At 60.0% G+C, this 18,604-nt stretch carries 19 protein-coding genes and 1 pseudogene; 12 read left to right on the top strand and 8 right to left on the bottom strand.

The genetic code is table 11. The annotated features are described in order from the left end of the window. Positions 1-39 precede the first annotated feature (39 nt). Positions 40-645: a hypothetical protein gene (locus tag E4T63_RS04610; protein WP_027610872.1), complete on the top strand. Its 606-nt coding sequence runs from the start codon at positions 40-42 to the stop codon at positions 643-645. Positions 646-648: 3 nt separating this feature from the next. Here E4T63_RS04610 and E4T63_RS04605 read toward each other — a convergent pair whose 3' ends face one another. Then, positions 649-1,608: a MerR family transcriptional regulator gene (locus E4T63_RS04605; protein WP_096795375.1), complete on the bottom strand. Its 960-nt coding sequence runs from the start codon at positions 1,606-1,608 to the stop codon at positions 649-651. A 212-nt stretch (positions 1,609-1,820) separates the two neighbouring features. On the opposite strand from E4T63_RS04605, the pseudogene E4T63_RS04600 reads away from it, so the two are divergent. From E4T63_RS04600 to E4T63_RS04575, 6 genes and pseudogenes are all read left to right on the top strand, one after another. Further along, positions 1,821-2,389 (top strand): annotated as a pseudogene (locus tag E4T63_RS04600) (antibiotic biosynthesis monooxygenase). Between the two features lie 179 nt (positions 2,390-2,568). Next, the gene (gene folM / locus E4T63_RS04595) at positions 2,569-3,279 is read left to right on the top strand and encodes a dihydromonapterin reductase (protein ID WP_135294973.1); all 711 of its coding nucleotides are present in this window, start codon (positions 2,569-2,571) and stop codon (positions 3,277-3,279) included. 21 nt (positions 3,280-3,300) lie between these two features. Then, positions 3,301-3,861, top strand: a complete 561-nt coding sequence (gene folE, locus E4T63_RS04590) for a GTP cyclohydrolase I FolE (protein WP_135294972.1) — start codon at positions 3,301-3,303, stop codon at positions 3,859-3,861. Then, positions 3,862-4,233, top strand: coding sequence for a dihydroneopterin triphosphate 2'-epimerase (folX, locus tag E4T63_RS04585; RefSeq protein WP_007968040.1), 372 nt, complete (start codon positions 3,862-3,864; stop codon positions 4,231-4,233). Positions 4,234-4,329: 96 nt separating this feature from the next. Then, a complete protein-coding gene (locus tag E4T63_RS04580; protein WP_007968038.1) occupies positions 4,330-4,626 on the top strand; it encodes a DUF1244 domain-containing protein in 297 nt (98 codons plus the stop codon). Then, positions 4,619-4,957 (top strand): HopJ type III effector protein, encoded by a 339-nt coding sequence (locus tag E4T63_RS04575; protein ID WP_003221728.1) that lies wholly within the window; start codon positions 4,619-4,621, stop codon positions 4,955-4,957. Before E4T63_RS04580 ends, E4T63_RS04575 begins: the two co-directional genes overlap by 8 nt. A 182-nt stretch (positions 4,958-5,139) precedes the next feature. Here E4T63_RS04575 and trxB read toward each other — a convergent pair whose 3' ends face one another. Then, complete coding sequence (gene trxB, locus E4T63_RS04570) at positions 5,140-6,102, bottom strand: thioredoxin-disulfide reductase (RefSeq protein ID WP_003221727.1); 963 nt, start codon at positions 6,100-6,102, stop codon at positions 5,140-5,142. A gap of 311 nt (positions 6,103-6,413) precedes the next feature. Here trxB and cysZ point away from each other — a divergent pair, with 311 nt between their 5' ends. After that, a complete protein-coding gene (cysZ, locus tag E4T63_RS04560; RefSeq protein ID WP_027610866.1) occupies positions 6,414-7,169 on the top strand; it encodes a sulfate transporter CysZ in 756 nt (251 codons plus the stop codon). 28 nt (positions 7,170-7,197) lie between these two features. Here the strand turns inward: cysZ and E4T63_RS04555 are convergent, their stop codons facing one another. Then, a complete protein-coding gene (locus E4T63_RS04555; protein WP_127646215.1) occupies positions 7,198-7,773 on the bottom strand; it encodes a hypothetical protein in 576 nt (191 codons plus the stop codon). A gap of 114 nt (positions 7,774-7,887) precedes the next feature. Between E4T63_RS04555 and E4T63_RS04550 the strand changes: the two genes are divergently transcribed. After that, the gene (locus E4T63_RS04550) at positions 7,888-9,087 is read left to right on the top strand and encodes a glycosyltransferase family 4 protein (RefSeq protein WP_135294971.1); all 1,200 of its coding nucleotides are present in this window, start codon (positions 7,888-7,890) and stop codon (positions 9,085-9,087) included. Between the two features lie 111 nt (positions 9,088-9,198). Here the strand turns inward: E4T63_RS04550 and E4T63_RS04545 are convergent, their stop codons facing one another. The 3 genes from E4T63_RS04545 to E4T63_RS04535 form a co-directional block, all read right to left on the bottom strand. After that, positions 9,199-10,302, bottom strand: a complete 1,104-nt coding sequence (locus E4T63_RS04545; protein ID WP_003221722.1) for an NADH:flavin oxidoreductase — start codon at positions 10,300-10,302, stop codon at positions 9,199-9,201. A 141-nt stretch (positions 10,303-10,443) separates the two neighbouring features. Further along, positions 10,444-10,926: a glutathione peroxidase gene (locus E4T63_RS04540; protein WP_027610864.1), complete on the bottom strand. Its 483-nt coding sequence runs from the start codon at positions 10,924-10,926 to the stop codon at positions 10,444-10,446. A 122-nt stretch (positions 10,927-11,048) separates the two neighbouring features. Further along, complete coding sequence (locus tag E4T63_RS04535) at positions 11,049-11,534, bottom strand: FKBP-type peptidyl-prolyl cis-trans isomerase (protein ID WP_007968032.1); 486 nt, start codon at positions 11,532-11,534, stop codon at positions 11,049-11,051. On the opposite strand from E4T63_RS04535, the gene E4T63_RS04530 reads away from it, so the two are divergent. Genes E4T63_RS04530 through E4T63_RS04520 form a run of 3 tightly spaced genes read left to right on the top strand, consistent with a single transcriptional unit; the run spans position 11,503 to position 14,895 of the window. Next, positions 11,503-11,829 carry a DUF3565 domain-containing protein gene (locus E4T63_RS04530; protein WP_096795392.1) on the top strand — a complete coding sequence of 109 codons (327 nt, stop codon included), beginning with the start codon at positions 11,503-11,505 and terminating at the stop codon, positions 11,827-11,829. The two genes, E4T63_RS04535 and E4T63_RS04530, sit on opposite strands and share 32 nt — an antisense overlap. 60 nt (positions 11,830-11,889) lie before the next feature. Next, positions 11,890-13,989: a phosphate acetyltransferase gene (gene pta, locus E4T63_RS04525; RefSeq protein ID WP_135294970.1), complete on the top strand. Its 2,100-nt coding sequence runs from the start codon at positions 11,890-11,892 to the stop codon at positions 13,987-13,989. After that, complete coding sequence (locus E4T63_RS04520; protein ID WP_135294969.1) at positions 13,990-14,895, top strand: acyltransferase; 906 nt, start codon at positions 13,990-13,992, stop codon at positions 14,893-14,895. A gap of 785 nt (positions 14,896-15,680) precedes the next feature. On the opposite strand, the gene cysN is transcribed toward E4T63_RS04520, so the two are convergent. Both cysN and cysD read right to left on the bottom strand, forming a co-directional pair. Continuing rightward, positions 15,681-17,579 (bottom strand): sulfate adenylyltransferase subunit CysN, encoded by a 1,899-nt coding sequence (gene cysN, locus E4T63_RS04515; RefSeq protein WP_098967229.1) that lies wholly within the window; start codon positions 17,577-17,579, stop codon positions 15,681-15,683. Positions 17,580-17,588: 9 nt separating this feature from the next. Beyond that, positions 17,589-18,506: a sulfate adenylyltransferase subunit CysD gene (cysD, locus tag E4T63_RS04510; protein ID WP_003221715.1), complete on the bottom strand. Its 918-nt coding sequence runs from the start codon at positions 18,504-18,506 to the stop codon at positions 17,589-17,591. Positions 18,507-18,604 lie beyond the last annotated feature (98 nt).

Here is an 18,604-nt window from a genome sequence, read left to right as displayed (position 1 = left end):
TCACCAATGACTTTGTAACTATTTCTTTCGAGCCAGGCCATGCAACGCGACGCACTCCTGACCCAGGATGAGCTGGATTTCATCCAGACCATGCAGCACAACCCGCAGCTCAATGTGCGGGATGCGACGTCGAGCCTGTTGGTCAATGGAGGTTCGCAGATCCGTGACCTGCTCACGCGCCTGGCGGCTCACGAGCAAGTGACCATTCAGGCCAATTTCGAAAATCAGCAAATGACCTTTCCGCTGCACCTGGTGGAAGACGAATTCCACGCGTTGCACCTGCGCCTGGGCGTGCCGAGCATTTACGAAGACGGGCCAATGATTCGCCCATGGCGCCTGACTCTCGAAGAGCCGGTCGCGCTGGAAAATGCCAAAGGCCAACCGGGCATGATGTGGGTGCACGAGGTGTCGCACAAAGGCGTGCTGCTGGAAATGCGCAACAAGACCAAACCGCCCAAGCATTTCGCGCTGTGGTTCAGCCCTTCAGGTTACGAGCGGATTTCCCTGCGCGGCAACTTCGAGCGCGAAACCGAGCACGGCTTCTACGCCTACGAGCTGAGCCAGACCGACGCCGATGAAACCGAACGGCTGCGTCAGTTCATCCTGCAACAACATCGCCTGACCCATCCCGCCCTGCACACCTGATATTCAGGTATCCAGCGTACCTGCGAGAAATTGCGTCATGCGCTGACGCATCGTCGCTCCTTCATTGCCCAGACAACCGATCGACGATCCGGCCAGACTGTCCTGTGCCAGATCGGCAGCGTCGCCGGCGAGCATTACCTGACAGTCGAGACTCAAGGCCAGTCGATTCAGACGGCGCGGCAAATCCGCGGTGGGGGCGTGGTTGGAAAAAAGCACCAGCGCCTGCGGCTTGATCCGCTCGCACACCAGCGCCAACTCATCGAATGGCTGGCCGGTGGTCAGCACCCGCACGCCCGCATCATTGCCACTGAGAAACAACGCGGCAACCAGTAGCTCGAGTTCACGACACTGACCGGCGAGCGCACTGACAATCACTTTGCGCGGCTGGGTGCCGCGCAGCGCGACGATCCGCTGCAACACCCGCGCCCGCAGGAACCCGTCGAAAAACAGCCACTCGCTGGTCTGCCCGAAGGCATCCTGGCGCTGCAACATCTGCAGCCACAAAGGCATGAGAATGTTCTGAAACACTACCGGCAGCGAGTAGGACGAGAAGATCTGGTTGTAAACCTGATCCAGCGCGCGGTCGTCGAACGAACTGACGGCCAATTGCACCTGCTGCTGCCATTGCGCGTAATCGGCCTGGACCAGATCATCGGGGATGATATGGGCCAAGGCTTTCAGCGGCTCGGTCCTCGCCAGGATCTTGCCGACCTTGCTCACGGCAACGCCGCGATCAATCCAGTCGACAATGCTGCGCACGCGCTCGATTTCGGTCATCGAATACAACCGGTGCCCGCTTTCGGTGCGCGTCGGCTGGATCAAACCGTAGCGGCGCTCCCATGCACGCAGCGTTACCGGGTTGACGCCGGTCAGCCGCGACACCTCCCGAATAGGGAACAACTCTTCGCGCTCAAGTGCGACAGAGGCCTGCGAGGCAGGGTTAGCGTCCGTGATAACAGCCATGGTGCTGATGTGTCCGCTCGGTAAATTTGGATCCCATTCTACATCCGATGCCCTCTGTCGGTTCAACCCAATAAACAGAGACGAAAGTCTCTGAAACTGTCATCAAAATCGGGAATAATCCTTGCTTGTTGAAAAGCGCAGACCCCTACCCCGGTTTGCGCAATGCGAAACCTCCTACCCGGAGCGCCGCACTCGAAATATGGAGATACACAATGTCTACTTCCCCCGTCACGCTGATGGTTGCGCGTCGCGTCGCCGACGGCCGCTATCAGGACCTGATTGCCTGGCTGCGCGAAGGCGAACAACTGGCCACTGACTTTCCCGGTTATCTAGGTCCGGCGTGCTCGCTCCGCCACCCGGTGACAACGAATTCCAGATCATTTTCCGCTTCGTCGACGAGCAGACCCTGCACGCCTGGGAGCACTCGGTCTCGCGTACCGCGTGGCTGGCGCGGGGCAGCGATCTGTTCGAGCATCCCAAGGAGCATCGGGTCAGCGGCATCGAAGGCTGGTTCGGCGCTGCCGGTCAACGGCCACCACGCTGGAAACAGGCCGTGGCGATCTGGCTGGCGTTCTTCCCGGTGTCGCTGCTGTTCAACTTTGTCCTCGGACCGCTGCTCGGCGAGATGAGCCTGCTGCCGCGGGTATTGGTCAGTACGGCGTGCCTGACGCCGTTGATGGTGTATTTCTTTATTCCACTGTCGACACGGTTGCTGGCGGGTTGGCTGAACAGCGTCCCGGCACCTCGACTGCCTGTTGAACCAGTGTCTCAAAACCGCTGAGCGCCCATGTGGGAGCGGGCTTGCTCGCGAAAGCGTCGTGTCAGTTGATGTATCCGTGCCTGGCACACCGCCTTCGCGAGCAAGCCCGGCTCCCACAAAAGCACAGCACCCGTCTTGCGATAGGTGGGCACCCCGCGTCACTGTTATAGTTTTTGCTCCAACCGCGACGCGAGCCGTTCATGTCCATATCCTCCGCCCCGATCCTCATCACCGGTGCCGGCCAGCGTGTCGGTCTGCACTGCGCACAGCGTTTGCTTGAAGACGGCCATCGGGTCATCTTCACCTACCGCAGCGAACGTCCGGGCGTACAAGCCCTGCGTGATCTGGGCGCTGTCGCGGTGTTCGCGGACTTCTCCAGCGAAGCCACCATCCTCGCCTTCATCGATGAACTGAAAACCCACACCGACTGCCTGCGCGCCATCGTCCACAACGCCTCCGAATGGCTGGCGGAAACCCCGGGCAGTGAAGCCGAGGCCTTCTCGCGCATGCTCAACGTGCACATGCTCGCGCCGTATCTGATCAACCTGCACTGCGCCGACCTGCTCAAAGGCTCGACCCCGGCCGACATCATCCACATCAGCGACGACGTCACGCGCAAGGGCAGCAGCAAACACATCGGTTATTGCGCCAGCAAAGCCGGGCTCGACAGCCTGACCCTGTCCTTCGCCGCGCGCTACGCGCCGGCAATCAAAGTCAACGGCATCGCGCCGGCCCTGCTATTGTTCAATCCCGACGACGACGCGGCGTACCGCGCCAGGGCGCTGGCCAAATCCGCGCTGGGCATCGAACCCGGCAGCGAAGTGATCTACCAGAGCCTGCGCTATCTGCTCGACAACCCCTATGTCACCGGCACAACCCTGACCGTCAACGGCGGACGGCACGTCAAATAAGCTGCTGCGCGAGGATCTCCCATGACCCGTTCCCTGCCCGAGAATTACCGCGAGATCCTCATCGGCCTCGGCGAAGACCCCGACCGCGAAGGCTTGCTCGACACCCCGTTGCGCGCGGCCAAGGCCATGCAATACCTGTGTCACGGCTATGAACAGAGTGTGGATCAGATCGTCAACGGCGCGCTGTTTGCCTCCGACAGCGACGAGATGATCATCGTCGCCGACATCGAGCTCTACTCGTTGTGCGAACATCACCTGCTGCCCTTCATCGGCAAGGCCCATGTGGCTTATATTCCGACAGGCAAGGTGCTGGGGCTGTCGAAGATCGCGCGGCTGGTGGACATGTTCGCCCGGCGCCTGCAGATTCAGGAAAACCTCACCCGGCAGATTGCCGATGCGGTGCAACAGGTCACCGATGCCGCCGGCGTCGCGGTGGTCATCGAGGCCCGGCACATGTGCATGATGATGCGCGGTGTCGAGAAACAGAATTCGACCATGAACACCTCGGTCATGCTCGGCGCCTTTCGCGACTCGAGCAACACCCGCCAGGAGTTCCTGCAATTGATTGGACGGAGCAAGTAAATGTCACAACTTCAACCGGGAATGGCGCGCATCCGGGTCAAGGATCTGCGCTTGCGCACCTTTATCGGGATCAACGAGGACGAGATCCTCAACAAGCAGGATGTGCTGATCAACCTCACCATCCTGTACGCCGCGCAGGAAGCGGTGCGCGACAACGACATCGATCACGCGCTGAATTACCGCACCATCACCAAGGCGATCATCGCCCACGTCGAGGGCAATCGGTTTGCGCTGCTCGAACGCCTGACCCAGGAACTGCTGGATCTGGTGATGACTCATGCTGCAGTGCTGTACGCCGAAGTCGAAGTCGACAAGCCGCATGCGCTGCGTTTTGCCGAGTCGGTGTCAATAACGCTTGCAGCGAGCCGCTAGCTTCAAGCTTCAAGCGGCAAGCTGTAAACTTCGTATCAACGCCACCCATCTTGCAGCTTGAAGCTCGTCGCTTGAAGCTGTCTCGCAGAGACTCCCATGACCGAGCAACAACGCCTCGAACTCGAAGCCGCCGCCTTCCGCCGGCTGGTCGCCCATCTGGACAGCCGTAAGGACGTGCAGAACATCGACCTGATGAACCTCGCCGGATTCTGCCGCAACTGCCTGTCCAAGTGGTACAAGGCTGCCGCCGATGACCGTCAGATCGAGGTCAGCCTCGACGACGCCCGTGAAGTGGTTTACGGCATGCCTTACGCCGAGTGGAAAGCCCAATACCAGCAAGAAGCCAGCGCCGAACAACAGGCGGCGTTCGCCAAAGGAAAACCCAATGAGTGATCTGAACACCCTGCGCGCCAGCCTCAAGAGCGGCGAACACGCTTTCGCCGACACCCTGGCTTTCATCGCCGCCGGTTACGACTACCAGCCTCAGGCGTTCAACAACGGTGGCGTGGAAAACGCCGCCGGGCAGAACGAAGGTTCGTGCAAGACCCTGGGTCTGGCGCTACTGGAAGGCTTGAGCGATGAAGAAGCGCTGCTGGCATTCGGCGAGCATTACCGCTCGGTGGTGGCGACGCCTGAGGGCAGCGACCACGGCAATATCCGCGCGCTGATCAAGCACGGGCTGGCGGGTGTGAAGTTCGAAACGCAGCCCCTGACCCGTCGCTGATTTCCATAGCCAACCCCATTCCCTGTGGGAGCGGGCTTGCTCGCGAAGGCGCCGTGCCAGGCGACTTTTCTTTGTCTGACACACCGCTTTCGCGAGCAAGCCCGCTCCCACAGGGTTATGCGATGTAGCGGAAATACGGGCATAAAAAAACCGGCCGAAGCCGGTTTTTTTGTGTCTGCGATTTAGAACGAAGCGTTCTGCAGACCGTCCAGGTAACGCTCGGTGTCCAGTGCCGCCATGCAGCCGGCGCCGGCCGAGGTGATGGCCTGACGGTAAACATGGTCAGCCACGTCGCCGGCAGCGAAGATACCTTCGACGCTGGTGGCAGTGGCGTTGCCGTCACGGCCGCCCTGCACTACCAGATAACCGTCTTTCAGGGTCAACTGGCCTTCGAACAGCGAAGTGTTCGGGGTGTGGCCAATGGCGATGAACACGCCGTCGACTTTGATCTCGTCGAAGCTGCCGTCGTTGTTCTTCAGACGCGCACCGGTCACACCCATGTTGTCGCCCAGCACTTCGTCGAGGTTGGCGTTCAACTTGAGGATGATCTTGCCTTCGGCCACGCGGGCGTTGAGCTTGTCGATCAGGATCTTCTCGGCGCGGAAGGTTTCGCGACGGTGGATCAGAGTCACGGTGCTGGCGATGTTGGCCAGGTACAGTGCCTCTTCAACAGCGGTGTTGCCGCCACCGACCACCGCCACTGGCTTGTTGCGGTAGAAGAAACCGTCGCAGGTCGCGCAGGCCGAAACGCCTTTGCCCATGAACGCTTCTTCCGACGGCAGGCCCAGGTAGCGAGCGCTGGCACCGGTAGCGATGATCAGGGCGTCGCAGGTGTAAGTCGCGCTGTCGCCGGTCAGGGTGTACGGCTTGGCAGCGAAGTCCACGGCGTTGATGTGATCGAAAACGATCTCGGTTTCAAAACGCTCGGCGTGCTCGCGCATCCGCTCCATCAGGGCCGGACCGGTCAGGCCGTGCACGTCGCCCGGCCAGTTGTCGACTTCGGTGGTGGTGGTCAATTGACCGCCGGCCTGCATGCCGGTAATCAGCAGTGGCTTGAGGTTGGCACGGGCGGCGTAGACCGCAGCGCTGTAACCGGCAGGGCCGGAACCGAGAATAATCACTCGCGAATGACGGACTTCAGACATGACCTGCTCCTGTTGACCGGGCCGAAACACTGGCGCGGAACGCCGGACTGCCGGCGGGAATAAAAAAGGACTGTGGATAACCTTGGGGAAGGCATGAGCTCGACAGTCCTGTAAAAAGTTGGGTGCAGCGTATCGAGGGGGGCAAGATTAAGGAAATACGGATTAACAATCCAGCTCATAGGTGGTCTCTATACGCAGACTCCGACCAGATCGACGTCTTTGTTACAGTGAATGTCGATCGCTCTGCCGCGCTTTCACACCTGTTGCAAAGTCGGTAAGGTCGGCGCGTTTTCCCTTGCTCGGAGCACCTTATGCCCGCCCCTGTTCTGTCCGGCCCGCAATACCTGCGCGAAGGCCTCAAACTGGTTCTCAGCCCGGGCCTGCGCCTGTTCGTGTTGCTGCCGCTGGCGATCAACCTGGTGCTGTTCGTCGGATTGATCTATCTGGCCGGCCATCAGTTCAGCCTGTGGGTCGACAGCCTGATGCCGTCGCTGCCCGACTGGCTGAGTTTCCTCAGCTACATCCTCTGGCCGCTGTTCGTGGTGCTGGTGGCGTTGATGGTGTTCTTCACCTTCACCATGCTCGCCAACGTGATCGCTGCGCCGTTCAACGGCTTCCTCGCGGAAAAAGTCGAAGTGGTGGTACGCGGCACCGATGATTTCCCGGCCTTCAGCTGGGGCGAACTGATTGCGATGATCCCGCGCACCCTAGCCCGGGAAATGCGCAAACTCGGCTATTTCCTGCCGCGGGCGATCGGCCTGTTCATTCTCTCGTTCATCCCGGTGGTGAACATCGTCGCCGCCCCGCTGTGGCTGCTGTTCGGCGTGTGGATGATGGCGATCCAGTACATCGACTACCCGGCGGACAACCACAAACTGGGCTGGAACGAGATGCTCGCCTGGCTGCGGCAGAAACGCTGGCAGAGCATGAGTTTTGGCGGGATCGTCTATCTGGCGCTGCTGATTCCGGTGGTGAACATTCTGATGATGCCGGCGGCGGTAGCGGGAGCGACGTTGTTCTGGGTGCGTGAGCGCGGTGCCGAGATGCTGGCTCAGGAAAAAGTCTGAGCCTCCAGGCATCAATCCTTCTGGCAACTCAGGGGTAAACGCCGCCTAGAAGCAGCCCTACCAATACCCACGCCGCAGCGCCTGGCAAGATAATCAGCAAGTTCCAGGCGTTGAGGCGATTGTTACTCAGGCCTTGAGGATCGCTGGCGGCCAAATTGATCAGTTGTTGCCCTTGGCTTGCGACATAAACTCTTATCGGCAGCATGATCAAGGCGACAAGGCCAAGAAAACTCAGCTCTGGAATCTGCCTGGGAAGCTTTTCGAATATGTGCGCGACTACGGTCAGTACAACAAAGACTGTTGCCCATTGCTCAAGATCCCAATCGGACTTTCCACCTCTGTCATGGATTCGTTTTTTGGCCTGCCGATAAAGCTGATGCACGAAAAACAAATAGAAAAACGCTCGCGCCCACGGCCATAGCTCCTGTCGAGTACTGCGCTTGTACTGACTCCAGTTTTTGTAAATCCAGAAGTAGAAATACAGGCCAAAACTGAGGATCGCCAGCAGAATGAACTTCCACCGTGCAACAACATAAAACTCTGGTGTTTGTTCATCCGCAACCAACAGTTCCGCCTCAGGCGGTGCATAAGCATTCTCGGACACAGCCATATTTCCTGGAAAGAGTTCAAGTCAAGGCTAACGACCGGGCAGGCAAAAGGTTTAGGCACACGGTAAGCAGCTGTCATCAATCGATCATCAACTCGACACAATGACGACATCGCCTCAATCGACACTGAGGTCATGACGACAGCTCTGCATATCACCCTGATCAGCGAAACCTTCCCACCGGAAATCAACGGGGTGGCCAATACCCTTGGTCGCTTGTGCGATGGCTTGCGCGCGCGTGGGCATCAGGTTGAACTGGTGCGACCGCGCCAGGCGGGCGATCCGCAGCGCGTCGAGGACGATGCCTTGCTGTTGTGCCGGGGCTGGCCGTTGCCGGGTTATCCCGGTCTGCAATGGGGACAGTCGTCGATGCACAAGCTGCTGCGGCGCTGGAAGCGTCATCGCCCGGACGTTTTGTACATCGCCACCGAAGGCCCGCTCGGTTTGTCGGCGTTGCGTGCGGCGCGACGCCTGGGGATCTCGGTGGTCAGCGGTTTTCACACCAATTTCCAGCAATACACCCACCAGTACGGACTGAGTTTGCTGACGCGCTTGCTGACCCATTATCTGCGCTGGTTTCACAATCGCTCGGCAATGACCCTGGTGCCGAGCGTCAGTCAGCGCCTGGAACTGGAGCGTCGGCATTTCGACCGCCTCGCCCTGCTCTCTCGCGGCGTGGACAGCCAGTTGTTTCATCCGGCCAAGCGCCTGAACGGCTTGCGTGAGCAATGGGGCCTGAGCGAGCAGGACATCGCGGTGATTCACGTCGGCCGGCTGGCCCCGGAAAAGAACCTCGGCCTGCTCAAGCGCTGCTTCGACACCCTGTGCGGCACTTATCCACAGCGCAAACTGAAGCTGATCGTGGTCGGCGACGGGCCGCAACGGCCTGCGCTGGAAAAGGAGCTGCCCGAGGCGATCTTCTGTGGTTCACAGCGCGGCGAAGCACTGGCGGCGCACTATGCGTCCGGCGATATTTTTCTGTTCCCGAGCATGACCGAAACCTTCGGTAATGTGGTGCTTGAGGCGCTGGCGTCAGGGCTGGGGGTGGTGGCTTACGATCAGGCTGCGGCGGCGCAGCACATTCGCCATGGCTACAACGGCGTGCTGGCGATGCCCGGGGATGAGGAAGCGTTTTGCGATGCGGCGGCGTGGTTATTGGAAGAGGACGAGCGCTTGCGCTGTGTGCGTCTGAATGCGCGGCAGCATGCCAGTCGCCAGGGCTGGGCGGCGATCATCGAGCAGTTTGAAAAGCATTTGCGTGGCGCGTGTGTGCGGGAGCGGGTGTTGCCGAATGCGCAGACATTGCCTTAGATCATCGTCGACTCTGATGCCCTCTTCGCGAGCAAGCTCGCTCCCACATTTGGAATGCATTTCAAAATGTGGGAGCGAGCTTGCTCGCGAAGAGGGCGTTACAGGCGAAGTTTAAACCAGGGTCATCAACGCCTCACGGCTGAACGGCAGAATATCCTGCTCACGCCCTTCACGGACTTTCAGCGCCCAGTCCGGATCCACCAGCAGCGCACGGCCCACTGCCACCAGATCGAACTCGTCGTTGTTCAGACGCTCCAGCAGTTTCTCCAGACTTGCCGGTTGCGCGACCTTGTCGGTGTTGACCATGAACTGCAGGAACTCGCCGTCCAGGCCGACGCTGCCTACGGTGATGGTCGGTTTGCCGGTCAGTTTGCGCGTCCAGCCGGCCAGGTTCAGCTCGGAACCGTCAAATTCAGGCTCCCAGAAACGCCGCGTCGAGCAGTGGAAAATGTCCACCCCGGCGTCGGCCAACGGCTTGAGGAATTCGCCCAGCGCCTCCGGGGTCTGCACCAGACGCGCGGTGTAATCCTGCTGCTTCCACTGCGAAAAACGGAAGATGATCGGGAAGCCTTCACCGACTGCCGCACGCACCGCTTGAATCAGCTCGATGGCGAACCGCGAACGGTTGGCCAGGCTGCCGCCGTATTCATCGGTGCGCTGATTGCTGCCTTCCCAGAAGAACTGGTCGATCAGATAGCCGTGGGCGCCGTGGATTTCCACGCCGTCCATGCCGATGCTTTGCGCATCCTTCGCCGCTTGGGCGAAAGCACCGATCACGTCCTGAATGTCCTGTTTGGTCATGCCGTGCACCACGACCTGGCCATCCTTGAGTTTTTCCGTCGGACCGTAAGCCGGCACGCTGGCGTCCGGCTCGGTGCCAATGCGGCGCACACTGCCGACATGCCACAGTTGCGGAACAATCTTGCCGCCCTCGGCATGCACCGCGTCGACGACTTTTTTCCAGCCGGCCAGTGGCGCTTCACCGAAAAACTGCGGCACGTTCGGGTAACCGTTGGAAGCCTTGTGACCGACAGTGGTGCCCTCAGTGATGATCAGACCAACACCAGCCGCAGCGCGGCGACGGTAGTACTCGATCACTTTGGAATTGGGTACGCCACCCGGGGAAAACGAGCGGGTCATCGGCGCCATCACCACGCGGGTCGGCAGTTCGAGGGCACCGAGGTGGAACGGTTTGAACAGGGCTTGCACCGGCATTGGAAGGCTCCACAGGGAATGACTTTATGACGGCGATAATATGACCAGTCAGCGCCTTTTAACAGCACTATTGATTTGAATGATTAAGGGTCAAAAGTCAGGCAAAAAAAATCGCAGCTCGATGGCTGCGATTTTTGTGTTTCAGCCCAGCGCTTTTTCAATCGCGTGGACAATGGTCGGATCATCCGGCGGCGTGCGCGGCGAGAATCGCGCCAATACCCGGCCATCCTTGCCCAGCAGGAATTTCTCGAAGTTCCAGGTGATATCCCCCGGAAACTCCGCACCCTCGCCCGCCAGCAAGCGGTACAACTGATGACGATCATGGCCGTTGACTTCAAGCTTGCTCGACAACGGGAACGTCACGCCATAGTTCAGGCTGCAGAACTCCTGGATTTGCTGTTCGGTACCTGGCTCCTGACCGGCAAACTGGTTGCACGGCAGGCCCAGCACACTGAAGCCCTTGCCCTTGAATTGCTGGTAGAGGTTTTCCAGCGCCGCGTACTGTGGGGTCAAGCCGCATTTGGAGGCGACGTTGACCACCAGCACGACTTGGCCTTTGAAAGGCGCCAGCGGTAGCTCCTGACCATCCAGGGCTGTCAACTTAAGGTCGTGAAAAGCACTCATGACGGACTCCAGATTCCCGTGTTCTACTCGAAACAGCCACTTGGCGAGAGCACCAAGGACAGCCGCGGACTAAAAAGGCGCCCGCAGGCGCCTCTCCAGTACTCGAAGCTTAGCGCAGAAAATCAGTGGTGATGGCCACCTTCGCCATGGACGTGGCCATGAGCGACTTCTTCCTGGCTGGCGTCACGGATAGCAACGACCTTCACTTTGAAGTTCAGGCGCTGACCGGCCAGTGGGTGATTGCCGTCAACGGTGACGTCGTCGCCGTCCAGGTCACGGATGGTCACGATCTGCATCTGGCCGTCCGGCGCCGAAGCGTGGAACTGCATGCCGACTTCCAGCTCATCAACGCCTTCGAACATGCTGCGGCTCAGGGTGCTGACCAGTTCGGCAGCGTATTCGCCGTAAGCGTCTTCCGGCTCAACGGAAACTTCCAGCTCGTCACCAACAGCCTTGCCTTCCAGAGCTTTTTCCAGGCCCGGAATGATGTTGCCTGCGCCTTGCAGGTAGACCAGCGGAGCGCCGCCGGCGGAGCTGTCGATGACCTCACCAGCGTCGTTGGTCAGGGTATAGTCGATGGAGACAGCCTTATTGGCGGCGATCAGCATGGGGCGAGACCTTTTGCAGAAGAATATAGAAAGGCCAAGTTTAGCGAAGCAATCGCGCGAAAGCGAACACAACCCGGACAAACGGGATTCGACAATCGCCGGCTTCCATCAGGATGAAGACGGTCACTGGGTGGCCGAGCTTTCCTGTGGCCACACCCAGCACCTGCGTCACCAGCCGCCGTGGCAATCGCGGCCATGGGTCCTGGACCCGGCGCAACGTATTGAAAAAATAGGCCAACCCTTTGACTGCGGTTGGTGCGCACAAGGCTCGGTTAGCGATAACCTTGGCGACTGAATTGCGGTAGGCGGTCACGTATAGATCGCCACCATTGCCATGCACCTTTAGAGAATCCGCATGCAAACTTTTTTTATCGCGCCCACCGATTTTGGCGTGGGTCTGACCTCCATCAGCCTCGGGCTGGTGCGTACCCTGGAGCGGGCCGGACTGAAAGTCGGCTTCTTCAAACCGATTGCCCAGCCGCATCCGGGCGACACTGGTCCTGAGCGCTCCACCGAACTGGTAGCGCGCACCCACGGCCTGAAACCGCCGCAGCCACTGGGCCTGGCCCATGTCGAGCGGATGCTCGGCGACGGTCAGCTCGATGAGTTGCTCGAAGAAATCATCGCCCTCTATCAGCAAGCTGCTATCGGCAAAGATGTGCTGGTGGTCGAAGGCATGGTGCCGACCCGTAGCGCCAGCTACGCCGCGCGGGTCAATTTGCACCTGGCGAAAAGCCTGGATGCCGAGGTGATTCTGGTCTCGGCCCCGGAAAACGAAGTGCTTGCCGAACTCTCCGGTCGCGTGGAATTGCAGGCGCAATTGTTCGGCGGCCCGAAAGATCCAAAAGTCCTCGGCGTAATCCTCAACAAGGTCAAGACCGAGGAGAGCATGGACGCCTTCGCCACGCGCCTCAAAGAGCATTCGCCGCTGTTGCGCAGCGGTGATTTCCGCCTGCTCGGCTGCATTCCGTTTCAGCCCGAACTCAATGCACCGCGTACCCGCGACGTCGCCGACCTGATGGGCGCGCAGGTGCTCAACGCCGGCGATTACGAAACCCGGCGCATGACCAAAATCATCATCTGCGCACGGACCATGCGCAACACTGTGGAGCTGCTCAAGCCCGGCGTACTGGTGGTGACCCCGGGTGATCGCGACGACATCATCCTCGCGGTCAGCCTCGCGGCACTCAATGGCGTACCGCTGGCCGGGCTGTTGCTGACCAGCGACACCCTGCCCGATCCACGCATCATGGACCTATGCCGTGGCGCGTTGCAGGCCGGTCTGCCGGTGCTGTCGGTGAGCACTGGCTCCTACGACACCGCCAACCTGCTCAATGGCCTGAACAAGGAAATCCCCATCGATGACCGCGAGCGTGCGGAGATCATCACTGACTTCGTCGCCAGTCATCTCGACGCCAAATGGCTGCATCAACGCTGCGGCACACCACGGGAAATGCGTCTGTCGCCAGCGGTATTCCGCTACCAACTGATTCAACGGGCGCAGTCGGCGAACAAACGTATCGTCCTGCCTGAAGGCAGCGAGCCGCTCACCGTGCAAGCGGCGGCGATCTGCCAGGAGCGCGGCATCGCCCGTTGCGTGCTGCTGGCCAAACCCGAAGACGTCGAAGCCGTGGCCCGTGCGCAAGGTATCGAGTTGCCGCCGGGGCTGGAGATTATCGATCCGGACCTGATCCGCGAGCGCTACATCGAGCCGATGGTCGCCCTGCGCAAAAGCAAAAGCCTCAACGCGCCGATGGCCGAACAGCAACTGGAAGACACCGTGGTGATCGGCACCATGATGCTCGCGCTGGATGAGGTCGACGGCCTGGTCTCGGGCGTGATCAACACCACCGCCAACACCATCCGCCCGGCCCTGCAACTGATCAAGACTGCACCGGGCTGCACGCTGGTGTCGTCGGTGTTCTTCATGCTGTTCCCCGAAGAAGTGCTGGTCTACGGCGACTGCGTGATGAACCCGCACCCGAGCGCCGCCGAACTGGCGGAGATCGCCCTGCAAAGCGCTGATTCCGCAGCAGCATTCGGCATCACCCCGCGCGTGGCGATGATCAGTTACTCCAGCGGCGAATCGGCCAGCGGTGAAGAAGTCGAGAAAGTCCGCGAAGCCACCCTGCTCGCCCACGAGCAACAGCACTCGCTGCTGATCGACGGCCCGCTGCAATACGACGCCGCTGCCAACGCAGACGTTGCCCGGCAACTGGCGCCGAACAGCCAGGTGGCCGGTCGCGCCACGGTGTTCGTGTTCCCCGACCTGAACACCGGCAACACCACCCACAAAGCCGTGCAGCGCAGCGCCGACTGCGTCAGCCTCGGCCCGATGCTGCAAGGCCTGCGCAAACCGGTGAACGACCTGCCGCGTGGCGCGCAGGTCGACGACATCGTCTACACCATCGCCCTGACCGCGATTCAAGCCGCCAACCGACCTATGGATGTGTAAATGCTGGACTTCCTGCCCGCCCCGATTCGCGGCGTGATCGCCGCGCTGCTGTTGGCACTCAATACGATTCTGCTGTGCTCGTTCCTGTTCTGCGTCGCGCTGATCAAAGTGCTGCCCTTCGACCTCGCCCGCCGCGCCTCACTGTGGCTGATGAGCCACACCCACGAAGCCTGGATCAGCAACAACAAAGGCTGGATGAACCTGGTGCGCCGCACCCGCTGGCACATCAGCGGCCTGCAAGGTCTGGACTACCAACACTCATACCTGATCACCAGCAACCACCAGAGCTGGGTCGACATTCTGGTGCTGCAATACGTGCTCAACCGCCGCATCCAGCCGCTGAAATTCTTCCTCAAGCAGGAGCTGATCTGGGTCCCGGTGATCGGTCTGGCGTGGTGGGCGCTGGGCTTCCCGTTCATGAAGCGCTACTCCAAGGCGTACCTGGAAAAGCATCCAGAGAAGAAAGGCAAAGACCTGGAAACCACGCGCAAGACCTGCGCGAAATTCCGCAACCACCCGGTGGGGATTTTCAACTTCGTCGAAGGCACGCGCTTCACCGAAGGCAAACATGCGCAACAGCAGTCACCGTTCGAATACCTGCTCAAACCCAAGGCGGGTGGCATCGCCTTCGTGCTGGACGCGATGGGTGAGCAACTGGAGTCGATCGTCAACGTGACCATCCACTATCCGGGCGGGCGTCCGGGTTTCTGGGATCTGCTGTGCGGCAACGTGCGCGACGTGGTGGTGCACTTTGAAGAGCTGAAAATCCCGCCGGCCTTCATCGGCAAGAACTACGACCAGGACGGCGAATATCGCCTGCAATTCCAGGGCTGGATCAACCAGCTGTGGCAGGACAAGGATGCACTGCTGGAACAGATGCACCGCGAATTCCCAGACAAACGTTAATCCCCTGTAGGAGCGAGCCTGCTCGCGATAGCGGTGGAACAGCCACTCCCAATGTTGAACGACATACCGCTATCGCGAGCAGGCTCACTCCTACAGTTGGATGGAGTGCATTCAGTTAGAGCTTGGTCGGCTGTGAGGCCGCCTTCGCGAGCAAGCCCGCTCCCACAGTTTGCACACGGTGTATTCAGGTAGAGATTAGTCGGCTGTCAGACCACCTTCGCGAGCAAGCTCGCTCCCACAGTTTGAAACCGGTGTATTCAGGTAGAGATTGGTCGGCTGTCAGGCCGCCATCGCTGGCAAGCCAGCTCCCACAGGAAAAACTAAAGCCAGGCGCACGCTTTTCACCACTCAAATGGCCGAGTGTCAGCTCGCCGAAAGCTTTTGATCTTGATCCACGGGCGACGTCGGAAGGCTGAGCGTAGGGATTGATCCGGGGGTGGGAGCGCAGCGACCGTTTGGCGAAGCCAAACACAGCGAGAGGAGGTGCAGCGAAGCAAACCGTAGGCGCTGCCCCCCGGATCAATCCCGCAGCGAAGGAACCCGGAGCCCCAGCGAGTGGGCCGAACGCAGGAGCAAGCGTTTTTGGTTACTTTTTAGGCGTTTGTAAAAAGTGACCCGCCGTAAGGGCGGAACCATAATCAGCCGTTACCGCAGCAACGGATATACCCCCAAAACCCCAAGAGCATGGTCAGCCCAAAAGCCGCCACCGCCGAAAACCAAATGCCCCACAATAAAAAACCCGCCGATGATCACTCATCCGCGGGCCTTTCATTTCCGGCTAAAGCTTAAATCGCGCCACGCTTGCGCAGCAGATCCAGCACCTGCTTGACGCTCTCTTCCAACGACAGCGACTGCGTGTCGATCACCAGATCAGCATTCAGCGGCACGTCATACGGGAACGACTCACCCGGAATATTATCGCCACCCGCAGCATACAAGCCCTGCGGATCACGCTCGGCACACACCGCCGGCGAAGCCTGCACATAAACCGTCAGCAGACGCTCCTTGCCGATCAGATCCTTGGCCTGCTCACGACCTTCAGCACTCGGCGCAACAAACGCCGCCAGGGTCAACAGACCCGCCTCGTTGAACTGACGCGCCACATGCGCAGCACGCCGCCAGTTCTCGGTACGACCGGCACGATCCTGCGGCAGACCTTTGTTCAGGTCGTGACGCAGATTCTGACCGTCGAGCACAAACACCGCACGGCCCATGTCGAACAGCTTGCGCTCGACCGCATAAGCCAGCGTGCTCTTGCCCGCGCCCGACAGACCGCTGAACAACACAGTAGCCGGTTGCTGGCCAAAGCGCTGGGCACGTTCCTCAGTGGCAACGTGAGCCAGTTTGCCGTGGTGCGAGGCAGTCCCATGAGCCACTGGCTGAGCGACGATCATGCCGGCGCCGACGGTGCCGTTGGTCAGACGATCGATGACGATGAACGCGCCGGTGGTGCGGTTGCTGTCGTAACCGTCGAGGGCGATCGGCGCGTCGAGCGCGATCTTCACCTTGCCGATTTCGTTGAGCTGCAACGCGCTCGCCGGGCCTTCTTCGAGGGTGTTCACGTCGACCTTGTTGACGATGCTGGCAATCGAGCCCGGCACGTAACTGGTGGCGCGCTTGATGTCGTATTTCTTGCCCGGCAGCATCGGCTCTTCAGCCATCCACACCAGCATCGCTTCGAAGCTGTCGGTGACCGGCGGCACGTTGTCGGCATGCACCAGCAGGTCGCCACGGGAGATGTCGATTTCGTCTTCCATGGTCAGCGTCACCGCTTGACCCGGGCCGGCCTGCTCCAGCTCACCTTCGAAGGTGACGATGGATTTGACGCGGCTGCTCTTGCCCGACGGCAGAACCACCACTTCGTCGCCCTTGTGCACGATGCCGCTGGCGAGGGTGCCAGCGAAACCACGGAAGTTCAGGTTCGGACGGTTGACGTACTGCACCGGGAAACGCAAATCGGTGAAGTTGCGGTCGCCCGCCACTTCCACGGTCTCGAGGATTTCCATCAGCGACTGGCCTTTGTACCAAGGCGAGCGCTCGGACTTGTTCACCACGTTGTCGCCCTTGAGGGCAGACATCGGCACGAAGTGCATGCTGGTAGGCTTCATCTTCAAGCCTTCGGCGAACTTCAGGTAGTCGGCCTTGATCGACTCGAACACGCCTTCATCAAAGTCTTTCAAGTCCATCTTGTTGATGGCGACGACGATGTGCTTGATGCCCAGCAACGAGGCGATGAAGCTGTGGCGGCGGGTCTGGGTCTGCACCCCGTAACGGGCGTCGACCAGGATGATCGCCAGGTCACAGGTGGACGCACCGGTGGCCATGTTGCGGGTGTACTGCTCATGGCCAGGGGTGTCGGCGATGATGAATTTGCGTTTGGCGGTGGAGAAATAGCGGTAGGCGACATCGATGGTGATGCCCTGCTCACGCTCAGCCTGCAGGCCATCGACCAGCAACGCCAGGTCGATGTCGTCACCGGTGGTGCCGACTTTCTTCGAATCGCGAGTGATAGCTTCCAGGTGATCTTCGTAGATCATCTTGGAGTCGTGCAGCAGGCGCCCGATCAGGGTGCTCTTGCCGTCATCGACGTTACCGCAGGTCAAAAAGCGCAGCAGCTCTTTACGTTCGTGCTGGCCCAGGTAGGCGAGGATGTCCTCGCTGATCAAATCAGATGCGTGCGACATGACAACCCCTTAGAAATAACCCTGACGTTTCTTGTCTTCCATCGAGCCTGCGCCATCGTGGTCGATGACCCGGCCCTGGCGCTCGGAAGTTCGCGTCAGGAGCATTTCCTGAATGATGTCCGTGAGGGTTTCAGCCTCGGACTCCACCGCGCCCGTCAACGGGTAGCAGCCAAGGGTACGGAAACGCACTTTCTTTTTGACAATGCGTGCCTTGTCCTCGTCGGACAGGTGTTCGAGGATGCGGTCGTCGTCGATCATGATCAGCGTGCCGTTCTTCTCGATCACTTCGCGCTCGGCGGCGAAGTACAGCGGCACGATCGGGATGCCTTCGAGGTAGATGTATTGCCAGATGTCCAGCTCGGTCCAGTTCGACAACGGGAACACACGAATGGATTCGCCCTTGTTGACCTTGCCGTTGTAGACGTTCCACAGCTCAGGGCGCTGGTTTTTCGGGTCCCAGCGGTGCTTGCTGTCGCGGAACGAGTACACGCGCTCTTTCGCGCGGGATTTCTCTTCATCGCGACGGGCGCCGCCGAACGCGGCGTCGAAACCATGCTTGTCGAGCGCCTGTTTCAGGCCCTCGGTCTTCATGATGTCGGTGTGTTTGGCGCTGCCGTGGGTGAACGGGTTGATGTTCTGCGCCACGCCATCGGGGTTGATGTGGGTGATCAGGTCCAGGCCCAGCTCTTCGACCATCTTGTCGCGGAACTTGTACATCTCCTGGAATTTCCAGCGAGTGTCGACGTGCATCACCGGAAACGGCAGTTTGCCCGGGAAGAACGCCTTGCGTGCCAGATGCAGCATCACGGCGGAGTCTTTACCGATGGAGTACAGCATCACCGGGTTGTCGAACTCGGCGGCCACCTCGCGGATGATGTGGATGCTTTCCGCCTCCAGCTGTTTCAGATGCGTCAGTTTGTCGACCATGGCTACTCACGAAAGCTTTCTTATGAACGGCCAGCGGGCCGTGTTCGAGCGGGGAATCCTAGCACAGCGACCTCTTCTAATCAGGACGCCTACTAGAT

This window comes from Pseudomonas fluorescens, from assembly GCF_004683905.1.
Classification (GTDB): Bacteria; Pseudomonadota; Gammaproteobacteria; order Pseudomonadales; family Pseudomonadaceae; genus Aquipseudomonas; species Aquipseudomonas putida_A.
This window is presented reverse-complemented; position numbering and strand designations above follow the sequence as displayed.